The following is a 17,797-nucleotide window of genomic DNA, read 5'->3' as shown; positions in this document are numbered from 1 at the left end:
GGTTGCTTGGCTGTGGTCCGGTTCAAAGATCTTTTACAAGTGATCTTGGAAAGTTGAGCGGAGAGAAATGGTGCGTGTCGTGCGGCGTGTTGCAACCATAAGACTCCGCTCAACGGCCGTCTGCAACCATTTCTCTCCGCTCAACGGGTCAACAACCATTTCTCTCCGCTCAATGCGGGCCAGCAACCACTTCTCTCACGTCGATGCGAGGCTCGCGGCCTCGGAGGGGTTCCGGCGCGAGAGTTGGTGCAGCCATGTCCCGTTCGCGCGGGTCGAGGTCACGAGTGGGACATGACGGAGGCGTTTACGGCGTGTCGCCTCAACCATGTCCCACTCGTGCGAGCGCGTCTGTGCAGCGAGATGTCTCGGGATCGTTACTTGCTCAGGGTGATTGGAGTACGGACCAGTCGCCGGCGTGTAGGGCTGCTCGGGCGGCGAGGGGGACGACGATGTGGTTGCGGACTGCTTGTTGGGCTACGGCCAGGTCGGCGGGGTGGTGTCCGAGGACGGTGGCGCCCACTGCTCGGCCCTGGGACAGGATCAGGCGGCGGTAGGAGTGGGGGCGGTCGACGACGATGACCTCGTCCAAGAATTCCGGTTCCACCTTTCCGATGGCGAACAATTCCAGGCCTGCACCTTTGAGGATGGTGGTCGGCATGGTTTCGACGAGCGACCGGTCGCCACCGAGGGCGTTCTCGGCGGCGATCTCGGCTTGGGCGGCGGCGATCGCCCAGAGGCCGGACACGTGCCCGCGATGTTCGGCGACGTCGCCCGCGGCGTAGACGCCGGGGATGCTGGTGCTCATTCGATCGTCGACGAGCACGCCGCGGCCGACCGGCACCCCGGCGGCCTGGGCCAGTTCGATATTGGGGCGGATGCCGGTTGCGGTCAGGAACAGATCGCAGTCCAGCGTGCGACCGTCGCGTAGCAGCACGCCACTCACTGCGGGATCGCCTGTGACGGCGACGGTTTCGGCGTTTCGCAACACCTGGATCCGGTTTCGGAGGAAGTGCTCGAGCACCAGCTGTGAGCAGCGGGCGTCGATTTGCTTGCTCAGCAATCGTTCTCCGCGCTCCAGCACCGTGACCCGCAGGCCGAGCAGGCTCAGCGCGTACGCGGCCTCGAGACCGAGGAGTCCGCCGCCGGCGACCACCGCGTTGGCACAGTGGAATCGTTGCACGTAGGAGCGGATCCACGTCGCGTCGCCGGCCTCGCGAAGCACGAAACATCCTGGGCGCGAGAGCCCTTCGATGGGCGGCAGGGCACTGCTCGCGCCCATGGCGAGGATCAACCGGTCGTAGGGCAGTGCGTCGCCGGTGCCGAGGAACACCCGGCGTGCCTCCAGATCGATACCGGTGACCAGGGTGTTCAGCCAGGCGACGATGTGGTGGTCGTCGTACCACCGATCTGGTAACAGCTGCAGTCCCTGCATCGCCGAGCGCCCGTACACCAGCCGGGAGATGCCCATGCGGTTGTAGAAGGTGCTCGATTCCCGTCCGACGAGATGGATTTCGCAATCGGGATGGCCGCGCCGGAGGAAGTCGGCGGCGGTCACGCCTGCGATGCCGTTGCCGATCACGACGGCGCTGACGAGGGAACGATCGAAGTGCGTCGGTCTGATCGGCTTCGCGTTGCCCGGCTCCGGGGTCAGCGCGACCTTGACCGTACCGCTGCTGATCCGCGCGCAGCACGCCATACGGGTGTTGTCCGCGAAACCGAGGCGGCGCAAGGTGTTCTGCTCATCCTGTCCCGGTGCCGACAGGCACGACATGCCGTCGAGCACGGCGACCGGGTCGGCGCCGCACACCCCCATCCGGCACCCGGCTTCGATCGGTTGTTCGCCGCGTTCGGCGATGTCGAGCAGGCTCATGCCGGGATCGGCGCCGACTCGGGTGCCGCTCGGTTCGAACTGGACCGAGATGGTGGCTTTGCTCGGCTTCTCCTCGGTGCTCGGCCGCCGCCTCGGGAACGGCAGCAGCATCGGCTCGGTCCTGGCACCGGTGCTGACCGCGAACTGCACCTCGACGACCCTGGTTCGCGCGATCCACACCAGCGTGATCGCGAGGACCGCGATGCTGATCGGCCACCGTAGCCATGGCGCGCTCAACCCGGTGATCGTCTCGAATGACTGTGCCAGTGTCACTCCGGAAAACCAGTAGAAGATATTGAGGGCAATGGCCGCGTACACGGCGCTGATGGTCGGCGCGCTCAATGGTGTCAGCGACTCGACGGCGAAGAACACGCCGACCGCGACAACCATGAAGAGCGCCAGCATCGAATATTGGCGAAGCAGCCCGGTTCCGGTGTCTGCACGCAGGGTGAAGAAGCCGAGAATGAATCCTGGCAACGCGGCAGCGAACAGCTTGCGCGGTTGACTCCATGCCCGGCTCGGATCGGTCAGATCCGACTGATAGGCCGGACGCGGTTTGAGGTCGTAGCAGTTTTTGGCACAGCCGACGCATGGCTGGCAGTGACTGTTGGGCACCGTCACGAACGGTGTCTGCCCGTAAGCGCGTTGCAATGCGAACAGCGGGCAGATACTGCTGCACCAACCGCTCTTTCCTTTGAACAGCACCCCGCCGGTGAAAGCGCCGACCGCGACCAAAGCCAGCACGATGCCCGCCGCCGCGCCGTTGCTGTCGAGTCCCGCTAGTCGAGCGCCCGCGATCCCGAAGAACAGCGTGATCGACACCAGATAGCCTCGACCATAAAGCCATTGGGGTGGGGTTCGGCCTCTGGTGAAACGCAGCACCCGCGGAATCTGATTCGCCGCGGCCAGCGGGCAACTATTGCGCCACAACCCCGGCGCGATCAAGAACAGTGCAGGCAGCAGCGGTACGACCACACCGAAGAATACGAACAACCCGCCCGCAGGCCGGACGAACATCGCAATCAGCACTGCCAGGTAGGCGATCATGCTCGCGATCCGCACCAGATGCCAGAGCTCGCGTGGCACGCGGGTAGGCAATTCGGTGGAGGGGGCGAACAGTTTTCGTTTGCCGGTGGGATCGATCCCCAACACCCGGTTCAGTACGGATATCAGCGGCGACGACGGCTGATCTGCATCCGGAGGCACGAGTGCAGGCAGGTCGACCTCGGTGTCGTCGTCGGTCGATTCCGACGGCTCCGCCGTCCCGGTGTACAGCACGACGATGTCGGTGTCGCCGAGCTGGACCACGTCACCGGTCGTCAGCGCGGCCCGCCCGGTCAGCACGGTGCCGTTGACGGCGGTGCCGTTGGAGCTGCCCAGATCGACAAGCGACAGCGCGGTCGGGCTCGGCACAAACCGTAGGTGCTGCCGTGAAACCGCTTTATCGGCAATGTATTCGCCGTCGCAGTCCCTGCCGAAGGTGGTCGGGCCTGCCAGCATCAGCCGACGGGCCGGCGCGCCGGGCTCGCGTATTTCGATCAACGGCGGACCGCTCTTCATGCCGCTGCGTCCGCCGAATCGGCGGAATGCGTTGTGCCAGTTCGACGCCGCGCCAGGTAGCGTTATTGCCCCGGTGTCCTGGCCGTCGACCGACCGGCGCGGCGCAGCGCTCGGCGCTGCTGTTCGTGTGCTCATACCGTATGACCTCGACCGTCATGTCAACGGGCGCCGGTCTCCAGACCGGCGCCGACCGCCCACAACCAAGTGATGAAGTGCCTAACGGTGAATCCGCTTGGAGAGTACGCGAATCAGCACGGTTGTGTAACGGTTTCGTCACGGCGATCCTGGATGTCCCTCCCACACAACGTAATACGACACGTCATCAAAATCGATGTGACCTCGGAGTGCAAGTTCAACAAGGTTTGCTTAACCGTCGGACAGCTCCGGTAATCGGCACGTCGTTCGTGTCGGGTTCGGCGGTCCTCGGACGTGATCACGGGTCGATTTCGGGGCCGCCGACCGCAGGCCCGGTGTGGCCCGGTTCGTCCGGATTTCCGGGCGTGGCGAAATCCGGGTTACGCGAGGACACTGAAGGCCTAGCCCGAATTCGTCCAGGAGGAAATCTGATGGCATCCGAAAGGCCTTTTGGGATCGATCCGGAAGACTTCGAACGCGCGTTGCGGGACGCGGGGATCGATTTTCGTGACCTTGTTGGAAAGGCCGGTCAGTACATCGACCGCGCCAGCGTGCAGACGCTGGCGTCGCTGCTCGGTCAATTCGTGCAGCCGGACCGCAGCCAGCGGCCGAAACCGGACGACGAGACCACCGGCGAGACCGGCAGCGGAGTGTGGGTCATCTACAGCATCGATGACGCGGGCGAGGCCAGGGTCGAGCAGGTGTTCCCGAACGAGCTCGAAGCGTTGCGCGCGCATCGCGACAACACCGACGAACGGCGTCGCGTGCGGTTCCTGCCCTATGGGGTGCCCGCCACCGTGCTGGACACACCGGACAGCTCGGCGAAGTAGTTCCCACGACGTCGAGCGCGGCGCGCGATCCAGCCACGAGGCGAACGCACACGCGGCATCCGTGTTGCGCTGACGCAGCCCGCCGACCTCGTCATCGCACGAGAATATTTGCTTCGAATGCTGCGGCGACCGTAATCGCGACCTCGTGCAGGGTGGGCGCGGGGCGGTCGCCCAGCTCACGCTCGACCGAGGTCATGTCCACATCCGGGAGCCCGCAGGGGATGGCCATCCGCCACGGGCCCAGGTCGCCGGTGACGTTGAGCGCGAATCCATGGGTGGAGACGCCGCGGCCCACGCGCATGCCGATCGAGGTGATCTTGCGGCCGGTGCTGCTCGTCCACACCCCGGTCAGCAGCTCCGAACCGCGAGGGGTGTCGCGGCGTTCGGCCGGGATGCCGAGTGCCTCCAGCGTCGCGATCATCCGGTACTCGACCTCGCGGATGTAGTCGACAACGCCTTCCCCTTGCCGCAGCTTGACCACGAGATAACCGACCAGCTGCCCAGGACCGTGATACGTGAGCTGCCCGCCGCGATTGGTCTCGTGCACCGGGATGCTGGTCTCCGGTGCGGGCAGATGCGTCTCGGGGGTGCGGCGGCCGATGGTGAAGGTCGGCTCGTGGCTGAGCAGCCACAGCGTGTCGGGCCGCCGGTCCTCGACCCGTTCCTGCCACAACACCTGCATCCGGTCCATCGCGGCCGAATACTCGATGAGACGGTCGGTGTCGTCGATCAAGGCCAAGACGCGAGCTTTCACAACTTTCATAGGTACCACCCCCGACGCGTCCGTGGGATTCACAGGGGCTCGGCACTGTTCACAGCGGTTGCAGCGGCTGTGAACAGTGCCGAGGGTCTGTGGATGTCAGCGGTTGGATCGTGGCTGTTCCATGTGGATTCGGAGGCTGAGGGGGCGCATGTCGGTCCACACCTGTTCTATATGGTCGAGGCATTCGTCTTTCGAGCCGGAATGGCCCTCGGCGCGCCAGCCTGCCGGGATGGGCTGGGTGGCGTCCCAAATCGAGTACTGCTCTTCGGTGTTCATGACGACCAGGTAGTTCATGCCGGGGTCTCCTGTTTGGTTTCGCGGGTGTCTTTGATGATTCGGCCGCCTTTGACGACCAGCACGACTCGGGAAGGGTCGTCGAACAGTTCTGGTGTGCTGAGCGGGTCGAAATCGACGGCGATGAGATCGGCGTACTTGCCGGGCTCGAGGGTGCCGAGGCGGTCGGCGACGCCGATGATGCGGGCGTTGATCGCGGTGGCCGATTCGATCGCGGCCATGGCGCCGATGACTTCCGCTTTCAGGACGAGTTCGAGACCGCGGCGATTCTGTACCGGCCCAACGAGATCGGAGCCGGAGCCGACCAGCACGCCGGCCGCGCGGGCGGCGAGAAGTGCTTCCCGCATGCCCTTTTCAGTATCGCCGACGCGGGCTTTGATCTCCGGGGGCAGGCCGTGCTCGTCGAAGTTTTCCAGCATCATCCGCGCGATCGCCAGCGTCGGCACCAGGTGGACGTGGTGATCGGCCATCAGTGCCGCGGTTTCCTCGTCGATTCCGGTGCCGTGTTCGATGCCGCCGACACCTGCCAGGATCGCGTTGCGCGCGCCCACCGCGTTGTGCGCGTGCACGGTGACGTAGGTGTTGCGCGCCTTGGCTTCCGCGACCGCGACCGCGATTTCCTCCTGCGCGAACTGGGTGTCGCCGAGCGCGTCGGTGAACGAGATGACGCCGCCGGTCACCGAGAGCTTCAGGAACGAACCGCCGCGCCGGAACACCTCTCGGCAGGCGTGCCGGACTTGATCGGGGCCGTCGCAGTAGCGTCCCATCGCGGTGAGCCCGCGGATGTCGTGCCGGTAGGGGTCGTCGGCCGACTGGAGCGGCGAATGCAGGTGGCCGTGCCCGCCGCACTGGCAGAGGCCCGCGCCGCAGGCCCAGATCCGCGGGCCGGGTACCAGGCCGCGCTCCACGGCCCGGATGACGCCTAGGTCGAGACCGCCGGTGTCGCGAACGGTGGTGAAACCCGCGAGGAGGGTTTGTTCGAGGTTGTTGAAGATGTCCGCGGCCCGCTCGGCGGCCGACAGCTCGCCGTGCAACACCGCTTGCATGTTGCTCGACCAGCCGAGGTGCACGTGGGCGTCGATGAGGCCGGGGAGCACGGTCAATCCGGTCACGTCGACGATATCGCTGCCGCGGCTGGAAATCTGGGGACCGACCTGCTGAATTCCGCTCCCGTCGATGCGGATCGCGCCGTCGCTGATCGGATCGCGGCCGGTGCCGTCGATGATGGTCGCGCCGGTGAAAACCGTTGTTCTGAGCGTCATTTCGCTCCCCAGTAGGTGGTGGTCCGCGCGGGAATCTCGGGAATCCGGCCGATGTCGGCGAAATGCCTGAGCATGGTGGCGAAGTAGTTCGCGTCGATCACAGGCGGCGCGATGCCGGTTGCCGCCAATCCGGCGGCGGTGTTCGCGCAGTCGATGCGTGGAATGTGGCGATCGGGTGCGGTCGCCAACTTGTCGATGAGCGGGGCCAGCGCGTTGTCGTTGCCGCCGTCCACGTGTGCGGTGAGCGCGGCGAACCATTGGTCGTAGGGGAGGGCACGGATCGGATAGCCTGCCGCCCTGATGTACTCGAACATGGCATTCCACGGCATCGGCTGCGGATCGACCAGGTGGTAGACGCCGGTGGACGAGTGGAGCGACAGCGCGACAAGGGCTCTCGCGACATAGTCGACCGTCGACACCTCGAGCGGATAGTCCCGCAGCGGCGCGGCGCCGAGCGCGACGCAGCCTTGGATCATCTTCGTCAGGTAGCCGTCCGCATTGGATACGCCGGTGGCGCTGTCGCTCCAGAGGATGCTCGGCCGATAGATCGAGACCGGCAGCCCACGGATGCGGGCGAGCCGGAGAATGCACTCGGCCACCCATTTGCTTTCGGTGTACCCGGTGTCGGCCCCGATCGGCGGCGGCGGTTCGGCGCTCTCGAAGACCGCCCGCGGTCGGGCATGAAAGGCTCCGACGAGCACCGACATCGTGGAGACATGGTGTACCGGCTTGCTCCGGGTGTGTGCCGCCAGACGCAGCACCTCCTGTGTGCCAACGACATTGGTGGCGCGCAAGGCACGGTATGGGCGCAGGAAATCTACCGATGCGGCGCTGTGGTAGATGGCGTCGATATGCTTCGCGAGATCGTCGAACATCGCACGGGGCAACCCGAGCCGAGGGCGGGAAAGATCTCCCGGTACCGCGACGATGCGCTCGAAACGAGCGGCGGGCACGCCGAGTGAGCTCAGCCGACGTCGAATACGTTCTGCCCCTGCGGCCTTGCTGCGATCCCTGACCAGACAGTAGATCTCGGCATCGGTCTGTGCCAACAGCTCGGCGCACAAGTACCCGCCGAGGAATCCGGTTGCGCCGGTGAGCAGGACGGTCTCAGCGGGTCCATCGCTCGGTGCCCCCGAGGCGCGAATGCTCGGATCCAGCGCGACATCCAGCAGCAGTTGACTCATGACGCTCTTCCTCCGCGCCGCTGTCCGCCGCTACGCGCCAACGCGGAACGCCGCCGACCAGCGCCCGCTCGTGCGGCAGCGATGGCCGCGTCGCCGGAACCGTCGCCGCTCAACGCCGCGGCCAACGTGTGCGGCGTGGGGTAGCGAAACACATCGACCAGGGACAGTTCCCGGTGCAACGTGTCGCGCAACCGGCTCCTGGCCTGCACTGCGAGCAACGAGTTGCCGCCGATTTCGAAGAAGTTGTCGTCGCTGCCGACGCGATCCACGGAAAGGAGCTCGGTCCACAGTTCCGCGATGGACTGCTCAAGCTTGTTCTCCGGTGGTCGGAATTCCCTGCGCGGCACCTGTTCTCGCGACAGCTCCGGCAACGCCCGCCGATCGATCTTGCCGTTGGGGGTCAGCGGGAACTTCGGCAACTCGACGATCGCTGACGGCAGCATGTAGTGGGGGAGCGATCGACGCAGAAACTCCTGCAGTGCCACGGAATCCACCGGGTCGGCGCCGGGGACGCCGACGTAGTAGGCGACGATGCCGCGCGCCGCGCCGACCCCGGTCGGCATCGCGACCGCGGTCCCGACGGCCGGGTGAGCCGCCAGGTGGTTCTCGATTTCGCCGAGTTCGATGCGGTGGCCGTGGATCTTGACCTGATGGTCGAGGCGGCCGAGGAACTCCAGCTCGCCCGACGCACGCCACCGCACCAGATCACCGGTGCGATACAACCGTGCGCCTGCTTCGCCCGAGAACGGATCAGGGATGAACCGGGTCGCGGTGAGTGCGGGCCGCGCCCAGTAGCCGCGGGCGATTCCGCTACCGCCCAAGAGCAATTCACCGGGCACGCCGATGCCGACCGGACGCAGCCATCGATCGACCACGTAGGCGCGCACATTCGACATCGGGCGGCCGATGCCGACCGACCCGCCCGTCAGTTGCTCGGTCGTCGCCCAGACCGTGGCTTCGGTCGGACCGTACATGTTGTGCACGCGGCCCGCGACCAGCCCGGACAGCTCGTCGGCCAGCGTGTCGGACAGCGCTTCACCGCCGACGAGAAGTTCACGCAGACCGTGCAATTCGGTGCGCGAGTCCGCGTCCTCGGCGAGCAATCCGGCGAGCGCGGGCGTGCACTGCAGATGGGTCACCTGATGCCTGCGCAGCTGTTCGCCGAACGACACATCCAGGGTGGCGACCCGGCGCCGCTCCTCGCTGAGAGCCCTTACATCGGTGAGGGGTTCGAGTGCTTCGAGCACCGAGCCGTGGTCGACGCCGAAGTCGATCAGGCAGGCGATCTCGTCGACGCCGATCGCCTTGAGCCGGTCGACGGTGTCAGCGCAGGTTTCGGGCGTGCCGAGCAGGCCCGCTGTGTCGAAGAATCGATCGAACGCCTCGTGCACCAGCGAATCCAGCTCCTGTTCGGACAGATCGTGGAAATCGGTGCCGCTACCCATGGTCGTGCCGAGGCCCGCGATCAGGTCGAAGGAGGTTTTCAAATAGCGGCACAACGGCTCTCGGACCGTCTCGCGCACCGCCTCGGTATCGGAGCCGACGAACGTGTGCATCATCAACGTGACATGCCCGTCGCCCTGGTGCCCGTGTTCGCGCCAGGACTGCCGGTACAACGCGATCTTCTCCGCGAGCTGTCCGGTGCTGTGACCGAGCAAGTGGGTGAGCAGGCCTGCACCGAGTTCACCTGCCAATGCGAAGGTTTCGGGGCTGCGCGCACTGGTGATCCATATCGGCAGCTCGGCTTGCACCGGCGGCGGGAACACGCGCACCGCCACCTCGGCGCCGGTCCCGCCGCGGCGTTTGAGTGCCTCGCCGCGCCAGAGGGCGCGGACCTGTTCGACGCCACGGATCATCACGGCCTTGCGGTCGGCATAGTCGTCCGGCGCGAACACGAAATCGTTGGCGTGCCAGCCGGATGCGACGGAGACGCCGACTCGGCCGCCGGTCAGGTTGTCGAGCACCGACCATTCCTCGGCGACCCTGATCGGATCATGCAGCGGCAGCACGACACTGCCTGCGCGCAGCTGCACCCGCTCGGTGATGGTGGCGAGCGCGGCACTGGTCAGCGCCGGATTGGGGTAGAGACCACCGAAGTCGTGGAAGTGCCGCTCCGGCGTCCACACCGCGTGGAAACCGTTGCGGTCGGCGAACTTCGCGCCTTCGCGCAACAACCGGTACCGGTCGGCCGCATCGCCGCCGTCGTCGCCGCCGAAGTAGAACAGGCTGAATTCGATGTTCCTGGCGCGGACCGAATTCGGGACAGCCGGACTGTGTGCTCCGGCGTCGGTGGTCGACGGCGGGTCGGCCCGCAGGACGACCCGGTACCCGCGGGCCATGGTCCACAGCAGCTCGAGGACCGAAATATCGAACGAGACACTGGTGACCGCGAGCCAGGTGCCCGGATCGGGCGCGGACGGTCGGCCGAAGACCGCGTCCATGCCTGCGAAGAAGCCGATCGCGTTGCGGTGGGTGATCATCACGCCCTTCGGGCGGCCCGTCGATCCGGAGGTGTAGATGACGTAGGCGAGATTGTCGGGCGACGTCGGAGATTGCGTATCGACCTGCGCCGCAATGAGTTCGAGCTGATCGCTGTTGTCTACTTCGATGCGAGCCACGGGGAGGTCGGCCAGATCCACGCTCAGCCCGCGCCGGGTGAGCACTATCTGCGTGCCCGAATCCGCCACCATGAACGCGATCCGGTCCGCCGGATAGCTGGGATCCAGCGGCAGATAGGCGGCACCTGCCGTGAGCACGCCGAGCAGCGCGACCATCAGCTCCGGTGACCGGTCCAGGTAGATACCGACGAGGGTGTCGGGCCCGGCGCCGAGCGCGCGGAGCCGGTCAGCCAGGCGGTGCGCGCCCTGACTGAGTTCGCCGTAGGTCAACGTCGAACTCCCGGAAACGGTGTCGGCCAGTACTGCGGGCAGTTCGGGATCGCGGGCGGCGCGCGCCTCGAATTCCTCGTGCAGCAGTGCAGTGCCCGGCGGCTTCGCCGCTGTTTCGTTCCACGCCACCAGCACTCGCCTGCGTTCGGCATCGGGCATGGTCGGCAGGTGCCGGATCTGGCGATCGGGCCGCTCGACGGCTTCGGCCAGCAAGTGCTGGAACTGCTCTGCGATTCGTGCGGCCGTCGCCGCGTCGAACAGCTCGGTGCTGTACTCCAACCGCCCGGTGCAGGCGCCGGCGGTCCGGGTGATGCTCAGGCTCAGGTCGAATTTGGCGGTGCCGCTGTCGCCTGGCAGCGCTGACACGTCGCAGCCGGGCAGCCGCCAAGCGCTTGCCTCCTGCTCGTGATAGCTGAACAGCACCTGAAAGAGCGGATTGCGAGCGAGATCGCGGTCGGGCTGCAACTCCTCGACGAGTTTCTCGAACGGCACATCCCCGTGCGCGACAGCGTTTCTGGTGAGTTCACCCACCGCGCGGACCAGTTCGGCGAAGGTATGTTCGCCGGTCGGGCGCACCCGCAGGACGAGGGTATTCGCGAAGAACCCGATGAGATCGGCGGATTCGGGACGCAGCCGACCGGCGATCGGCGTGCCGACCACGACGTCTTCGGTACCGCTGTAGGACTGCAACAGCACCGCGAAGACGGCAAGCAACGTGGCGAACGGCGTGGCTCCAGCGCCATGACCGATGGCCGAAACCCTTGCGGCCACCGACTCCGACAGCTCGAAGCCGAGGTGCGCGCCGCGAAAGTTCTGTACCGCGGGACGTGGCCGGTCGCTCGGCAGCGCCGTCGCCGGTGCGCCGGTGAGTTGTTCGCGCCAGTAGTGCATCGCGTCGTCGAATGCTTGGCCCTGCTGCCTGCGCAGCTGCCACTGCGCGAAATCGCGGTACTGGATGGGTAATTCGGGCAGCGTCGAGGACTGGTCGAGTCGATACGCCGCATACAGCGCCGACAACTCCCGGCCGAGCACATCGATCGACCAACCGTCGCAGACGATGTGATGGATGGTCAGGCAGAGCCGGTGCCGCGTCGGCGCCAACCGCAGCAGCGTCGCGCGCAGCACGGGCCCGCGGGACAGGTCGAACGGCGTGCGCGCCTGCCCCTCGGCGAGGCGGGTCGCCGCGGCCTCCGGATCGGGGTCGCCGGTGAGATCGACCACCGGGACGTCCACCGATACCGCGTCGAGCACCAACTGCCACGGCCTGCCCTGATCGGCGAGAAAGACTGTGCGCAGCACCTCGTGCCTGCGCACCACCTCGCTCAACGCGCGTCGCAACGGCTCGACCTCCAACGGCCCGGTGATCAGATAACCGAGCGGCATGTTGTAGACGGCGCTGTCCGGATCGAGCTGGTCGAGGAACCACAACCGCTGTTGTGGATAGGACAGCGGCCTACCGGAACCGTTGTGCTGCAACATGCTTGCGAGCAGTTCGCGGCGGTCGCCGGTCGAGATGTCTTCGGTCATGCGCTTTCCTCGGTGTCGGAATAGGTCTGCAGGTACTGATCGACCTGCTCATCGGTGAGGGCGTCGAGCAGCGCGAGCAACTCCTCGAATGCGGGCTCTTGGGCTCGTTCGATCCGGTCGTCGTCGGTGCCGCTTGCCTCGACGGCGGCGGCGAGCGCGGCAACGGTTGGCGCCGAGAGGAATTCGCTCAGTGCGACCGTGGTGTCGAATTCGCGGCACGCGGTCCCGACCAGCCGCATCGCCAGCAAGGAGTTGCCGCCGAGGGTGAAGAAGTCGTCGTCGACGCCGACCTGGTCCACGTCGAGCAGCTGGGTGAACCACCGCGCGAGTCGCCGCTCGGTCGGGGTGCGTGCCTCGACGAAGGGGACCGCCAGCTCGGGCCTGGCGCCGCTGCTCGCCGGGAGCGCGGCGCGGTCCACTTTGCCGTGCGCGGTGAGCGGCAGCGCGTCGAGGTAGACGAATTCGGCGGGCTGCCATGGTGTGGGCAGTCGGTCGCGCAGGAAGGCGCGGAGGTCGGCGACGGAGGGTAGCGGTGTCTCCGGTTTTCCCACCAGATACGCGATGAGCCGGTGCTCGCCATCCTGCTTGCGCGCGACCACCATTGCCTGTGCGAGGGCGGGATGACCGGCCAGCGCTGCCCCGACCTCGCCGGGTTCGATGCGGTATCCGCGGATCTTGACCTGATCGTCGCCGCGCCCGAGAAACTCCAGCACGCCGGACGGCAGCCAGCGCACCATGTCGCCGGTTCGATACAGCCGTTCGCCGGGAGGGCCGAAGGGATCGGGGACGAAGCATGCCGCGGTCGTCCGCGGCCGGCTCGCGTATCCGCGCGCGACACCGGGCCCACCGATGTACAGCTCACCGGGTACACCGATCGGCACGCAGCGCCCATGCCGGTCGAGCACATAGCAGGTGGTGTTGGCGATGGCACGGCCGATCGGAATGGGCACGGCGTCCGTCGGCGCGATGTCGATCTGCTGGTATGCCGCGAAGGTGGTTGTCTCCGTTGGTCCGTACGCATTCATGACGCGGCGTGGCGGACTGCCGTCGAAGAGCCGACGCACCGCTTTGGGATCGAGCGCCTCACCACCGATCAGCAGCGTGTCGAGCGAGGCGAAGCTGTCCGGATGCTCGTCGACGATCGCGTTGAACAGTGCGGTGGTCAAGAACATCCCGGTGATTCGGTGCTCGCGCAGCCAGCGGCCGAGCCACCCTGGTGTGATCGCGGCATCGGTGGGGGCCATGTGCACGCTGCCGCCGTGCAACAGCGCGCCCCACAATTCGAAAGTTGCGGCGTCGAAGGAGATGTCGGCCACTTGCGGCAATCGCTGCTCGGGACCGAACCCGAGGTAGGACTGGCCGAAGACCAGCCGGAGCACCGAACGATGCTCGACCAGCACACCTTTCGGCCGTCCCGTAGAGCCGGAGGTGTAGACGATGTAGGCCAGCCCGCGCGGCGTGGTGGTGTCGACGAGATCTGTAGTTGGCCACCGTTCGAGCCGCTCGCGATCGAGCAGGATCGGGTCGGGCGCTTCGTCGGGCAGCCGGTCGAGATGACGCGTGTCCGTCACGACGGTGGCTGCGCCTGCGTCGGACAGCATGGCCGTCAGCCGTTCTGCGGGATAGGTGGGATCCAGCGGCAGATAGCCGCCACCGGCCTTGAGCACCGCGAGCAGGGTGACGATGAGGTCGGCAGTGCGGTCGAGCAGGACACCGACCGGAACATCGGGCCTGACACCGCGTTCGCGCAACAGGTGGGCGATACGATTGGCTCGCCGATTCAGCTGGGCGTATGTCGTTTCAGTGCCGTCGCAGACCAGCGCGACCGCGTCGGGCCGCTGCCGCACCTGATCCTCGAACAGTCCGTGTACCGTTCCGCGCGGGATATCGCGTGCGGTGCTGTTCCAATCGTCGGTGACCTGTCGAATCTCATTGGGTGACAACAGGGGGAGCTCACCGATCATCCGTTCGGGTGCATCGAGCGCCGCCGCGAGCAACCGCTGGTACTGCGCGACCATCCGGCGCATCGTCGACTCGTCGAACAGACTGGTCGCATATTCCCAGATCAGGGTGATGGGCTCGTCCTCGGCGCGGTGGCCGGTGCCGGCGCGCTGTTCGGCCAACGGTACGACGACCACGTTGAGATCGGCCTTTGCCGAGCCGTTGTGCCGCTCCAGCACGGTCCCGTGCACGCCGGCGAAGTCCAGCTCCGGCACCGCCGCATCGTGGAAGCTGAACATGGCTTGCACCAGCGGATTTCGTGAGGCGTCGCGAGCGGGCGCCACCGCGTCGACCACCCGGTCGAAGGGTGCGTCTTGCCACTCGTTCGCCTCGATCGCGGTCCGGCGCACCCGCTGCGCGAGCTCGTCGAAGGTCGGCTCGCCCGCGGCATCGATGCGCAACACGAGCGTGTTGACCACCATCCCGATCACCTGCTCGAGTTCGGCACTGCGGCGGTTGGCTGCGCCGGTGCCGATCAGCAGGTCCGTCTGCGCGGTGTAGCGGTGCAGCAGCGCCGCGAACCCGGCCAGCATCGTGGCGAACAGGGTCGTGCCCCGTTCGCGGCCGAACGCGCGCAAACGCGCGCACAGCGCCGGCTCTAGCTCGACGCGCAGCGCGGCTCCTGCGAAATCCTGGTGCCGCGGTCGCGGCCGGTCGGTGGCCAGATCCAACACGGTCTTGGCGCCTTCGAGTCGCTGTTTCCAGTGCGCCAACTGGCTGCGCAGCACGTCGCCACGCATCCACTCGCGTTGCCAGGCAGCGAAATCCGCGTACTGAACCGAGGGCTCGGGTAGCGGTGCGGTGCTGCCGCTCGCCAATGCAGGGTAGATCTCCCGTAGTTCGCGCAGCAAGACGGCGAACGACCACCCGTCGTGGACCAGGTGGTGCTCCACGTGCACGAGGAGGTGATCGGCTACCGCGATGCGGACGAGCAGCCATCGGATCAGTGGCGGCCGCGCCAAGTCGAACGGCTCGGTGATTGTCTGCGCGACAACGTCTTCGGCGGCCTGCTCGGCCTCCGGTGCGGCGAGATGGGAAAGATCGATGAGCGGCACCTCGACCTCGACGTCGACGAGTGGTTCCTGCGTCGGCATGCCGTCGGTCCAGCCGAAACGGGTGCGGAAGATCTCGTGCCTGCGCACGATCTCCTGAAAGGTCCGCTCCAGCACCTCGGGTCGCAGCGGGCCGCGCAGCCTTACCGTGGCCTGCGCGTAATAGGCCCGGTTACCGGGGGAGAGCTGCTCGAGGAACCACACTCGCTCCTGTGGGAAGGACAGCGGCAGGGGAGTATCACGGCCGACAGGTGAAATGGTGGGCAGCAGGGGCACATTCGCCGCGGTGTCCAGATGTCGGGCCAGCTCCGCGACCGTCGGCGAGTCGTGGATCGCGGACAGCGGTAGCTCCGCGGCCAATTCGGCGCGCACCCGGGCGGCGAGCTTCGCTGCCAGCAGTGAGTGACCGCCGAGTGCGAAGAAGTCCGCGTCGACGCTGATCTCGGGAAGGCCGAGCAGCTCGGCGGCGATGCGTGCGATGACGTGCTCGGTCGGCGTGCTCGGTGCGCGCGACTGTCCGATGTCCGCCGGAAGCGGCGCGGGCAGCGCCGCGCGGTCCAGCTTGCCGCTCGGGGTCAACGGAAACTCGGGCAGCCGGATGATCGTCGCGGGCACCAGCTGTGCGGGCAGCCGCCGGACGAGGAAATCGCGCAGGTGTGCAGGCTCGGCGGTACCGATGACGTAGCCGACGAGCCGATCCTCGTCACCGTAGCGGTGCGCGAGGACGGCGGCGTCCCGCACATCGCGATGCTCACGAAGCACCGCCGCGATCTCGTCGGGTTCGATGCGGACGCCACGCACCTTCACCTGGTCGTCCAAGCGGCCGAGGAACTCCAGTTGCCCGTCCGGCAATGTCCTGGCTAGATCGCCGGTGCGGTAGATCCGCCCGCCGGGCACCGTGCCGCGCGGGTCGGGCACGAAATATTCCGCCGTGCGGCGAGGCTGCCCCAGATAACCGCGCGCGACTCCGGCGCCCGCGATGACCAGCTCGCCGGGCTCACCGTTCGGCCGCACACCGAGCCCGGCGTCCACTACCGCTACGTCGACGCCGTGAATTGCGCTGCCGATCAACGGTTTACCGCCATCGGGGTGGATCTCGGCGACAGTCGCCCACACCGTCGTCTCGGTGGGGCCGTACGCGTTGACCAATCGCCGGCCGGGCGCCCAGGTGCCAACGAGCGAGGAGGGCAACGCCTCCCCGGCGCAGACCAGTGTCCGCAACGCGGGCAGTTCCCGGTCGGGCACCGTGGCGAGCACGGAGGGCGGCAAGGTGACGTGCGTGGCCCGGCTCGACGCGAGCAGATCGCCGAGTTCCTTTCCGGCCAGCATGGATCCGGGCTCAGGAAGGACAATGGTCGCGCCGCAGGCGAGCGCAAGCACGATCTCGAACACCGAGGCATCGAAGCTGGCCGTGGCGAACTGGAAGACCCTGCGCTCGCGCTCGCTCCCGAAGGTTCGCGCCTGTGCGGCGATCAGATTGCCCAAGCCGTTGTGTGTGAGCATCACCCCTTTGGGACGACCGGTGGAGCCGGAGGTGTAGATCACGTAGGCGAGGTTGTCGCCGATCAGTTCTGGCCGCGGTGCGCCCGACCTGCCGGTGGGCGCAGGGCCCAGTGGATCGATGCGTCGAATATCCTTGCGTCCCAACTTTTCATATCCGAAGTCATCGGCGACCAGCAGCTCCACTGCGGCGTCGGTGACGAGGAAGTCGAGTCGATCCCGGGGATAGGCGGGATCGAGCGGCAACCACGCGCCACCCGCACGGGAGATCGCGAGCAGTCCGATGAGGAACTCGGGGGAGCGGCGAACGGCCAACCCCACCACGCGATCCGGGCCGACGCCATGTGCGTGTAGCGCGGCGGCAAGGTCATCGGCACGGGACACGAGGTCGCCGTAGCTCACGCGCCGATCACCGCATTCCACGGCACACGTATCGGGGTGTGTGGTCGCGTGCCCGGCTACCACGCGATGCAGAAATGTGTTGTCCCCGTCGATCATCGGATCCGTGCTCCTTCGGCGCCTACTGGCATGGTCGTGAAAGCCTTTCCGATGCTGAGGATCTCGCTCATCGCCGGTGCGTCCGGCGGATGCCCGGGATCCAGGTAAGTCCGCCAGGATCGCGACAGCAAGGCGGCGGGCCGCTCATCGGCCCTGGTCCAGCGCGCGCAATCGATCCGGTCGGTGAGCATCATGACGACACGGGGCCGCTGAGTGGCCCCGCTCGTTGCCGTCCGCCGGGCCCGTCTCTCTAATGGGGTTCGGGGGTTCCATTCGGCCTCGAGATCGCGACGGCCTGGAAACAAGCACCCGTTCAGTGTGATTCACACACAGTGGACGGAAACACTTCGGCAACACGGGGTTCCACGGAGCTCCGGGGAGATTTCATGAGAATCGGCGTGGTCGAACACGATGGCCGTATCGCACATTCGGG

Annotated in this window: 9 protein-coding genes; 1 reads left to right on the top strand and 8 read right to left on the bottom strand. The window is 66.8% G+C overall.

Features of this window, described 5'->3' with window-relative positions; genetic code table 11:
- Window positions 1-382: 382 nt before the first annotated feature.
- Window positions 383-3,565: an FAD-dependent oxidoreductase gene (locus NA11_RS41045; RefSeq protein WP_245746550.1), complete on the bottom strand. Its 3,183-nt coding sequence runs from the start codon at window positions 3,563-3,565 to the stop codon at window positions 383-385.
- A 431-nt stretch (window positions 3,566-3,996) separates the two neighbouring features.
- Between NA11_RS41045 and NA11_RS41040 the strand changes: the two genes are divergently transcribed.
- A complete protein-coding gene (locus NA11_RS41040) occupies window positions 3,997-4,395 on the top strand; it encodes an Rv0313 family protein (protein WP_069167515.1) in 399 nt (132 codons plus the stop codon).
- A gap of 91 nt (window positions 4,396-4,486) precedes the next feature.
- Here the strand turns inward: NA11_RS41040 and lipB are convergent, their stop codons facing one another.
- The 7 genes from lipB to NA11_RS41005 all read right to left on the bottom strand — a co-directional run bounded on the left by lipB (window position 4,487) and on the right by NA11_RS41005 (window position 17,558).
- Entirely contained in the window at window positions 4,487-5,158 is a 672-nt protein-coding gene (lipB, locus tag NA11_RS41035) for a lipoyl(octanoyl) transferase LipB (protein ID WP_084655528.1), read from the bottom strand.
- Window positions 5,159-5,254: 96 nt separating this feature from the next.
- Window positions 5,255-5,452, bottom strand: coding sequence for an MbtH family protein (locus NA11_RS41030; protein ID WP_069167514.1), 198 nt, complete (start codon window positions 5,450-5,452; stop codon window positions 5,255-5,257).
- Window positions 5,449-6,714, bottom strand: a complete 1,266-nt coding sequence (locus NA11_RS41025; RefSeq protein WP_069167513.1) for a metal-dependent hydrolase family protein — start codon at window positions 6,712-6,714, stop codon at window positions 5,449-5,451. The genes NA11_RS41030 and NA11_RS41025 overlap by 4 nt, the downstream gene beginning before the upstream one ends.
- Window positions 6,711-7,898 (bottom strand): SDR family oxidoreductase, encoded by a 1,188-nt coding sequence (locus NA11_RS41020; protein ID WP_069167512.1) that lies wholly within the window; start codon window positions 7,896-7,898, stop codon window positions 6,711-6,713. Before NA11_RS41020 ends, NA11_RS41025 begins: the two co-directional genes overlap by 4 nt.
- Window positions 7,895-12,313, bottom strand: a complete 4,419-nt coding sequence (locus NA11_RS41015) for a MupA/Atu3671 family FMN-dependent luciferase-like monooxygenase (RefSeq protein ID WP_069167511.1) — start codon at window positions 12,311-12,313, stop codon at window positions 7,895-7,897. Before NA11_RS41015 ends, NA11_RS41020 begins: the two co-directional genes overlap by 4 nt.
- The gene (locus tag NA11_RS41010; RefSeq protein WP_069167510.1) at window positions 12,310-17,364 is read right to left on the bottom strand and encodes a non-ribosomal peptide synthetase; all 5,055 of its coding nucleotides are present in this window, start codon (window positions 17,362-17,364) and stop codon (window positions 12,310-12,312) included. The genes NA11_RS41015 and NA11_RS41010 overlap by 4 nt, the downstream gene beginning before the upstream one ends.
- Complete coding sequence (locus tag NA11_RS41005) at window positions 17,361-17,558, bottom strand: hypothetical protein (RefSeq protein ID WP_069167509.1); 198 nt, start codon at window positions 17,556-17,558, stop codon at window positions 17,361-17,363. The genes NA11_RS41010 and NA11_RS41005 overlap by 4 nt, the downstream gene beginning before the upstream one ends.
- Between the last annotated feature and the right edge of the window lie 239 nt (window positions 17,559-17,797).

The sequence above is a fragment of the Nocardia altamirensis NBRC 108246 genome, assembly GCF_001612685.1.
GTDB classification, from domain to species: Bacteria; Actinomycetota; Actinomycetes; order Mycobacteriales; family Mycobacteriaceae; genus Nocardia; species Nocardia altamirensis.
The sequence above is the reverse complement of the archived record's forward strand: the minus strand, read 5'-3'. Positions and strand labels throughout refer to the sequence as shown.

Excerpts from the sequence above, each read along its gene's own strand:
- NA11_RS41045 (WP_245746550.1), bottom strand. The coding sequence starts at position 3,565 with ATGAGCACACGAACAGCAGCGCCGAGCGCTGCGCCGCGCCGGTCGGTC.
- NA11_RS41040 (WP_069167515.1), top strand. The coding sequence starts at position 3,997 with ATGGCATCCGAAAGGCCTTTTGGGATCGATCCGGAAGACTTCGAACGC.
- lipB (WP_084655528.1), bottom strand. The coding sequence starts at position 5,158 with ATGAAAGTTGTGAAAGCTCGCGTCTTGGCCTTGATCGACGACACCGAC.
- NA11_RS41030 (WP_069167514.1), bottom strand. The coding sequence starts at position 5,452 with ATGAACTACCTGGTCGTCATGAACACCGAAGAGCAGTACTCGATTTGG.
- NA11_RS41025 (WP_069167513.1), bottom strand. The coding sequence starts at position 6,714 with ATGACGCTCAGAACAACGGTTTTCACCGGCGCGACCATCATCGACGGC.
- NA11_RS41020 (WP_069167512.1), bottom strand. The coding sequence starts at position 7,898 with ATGAGTCAACTGCTGCTGGATGTCGCGCTGGATCCGAGCATTCGCGCC.
- NA11_RS41015 (WP_069167511.1), bottom strand. The coding sequence starts at position 12,313 with ATGACCGAAGACATCTCGACCGGCGACCGCCGCGAACTGCTCGCAAGC.
- NA11_RS41010 (WP_069167510.1), bottom strand. The coding sequence starts at position 17,364 with ATGATCGACGGGGACAACACATTTCTGCATCGCGTGGTAGCCGGGCAC.
- NA11_RS41005 (WP_069167509.1), bottom strand. The coding sequence starts at position 17,558 with ATGATGCTCACCGACCGGATCGATTGCGCGCGCTGGACCAGGGCCGAT.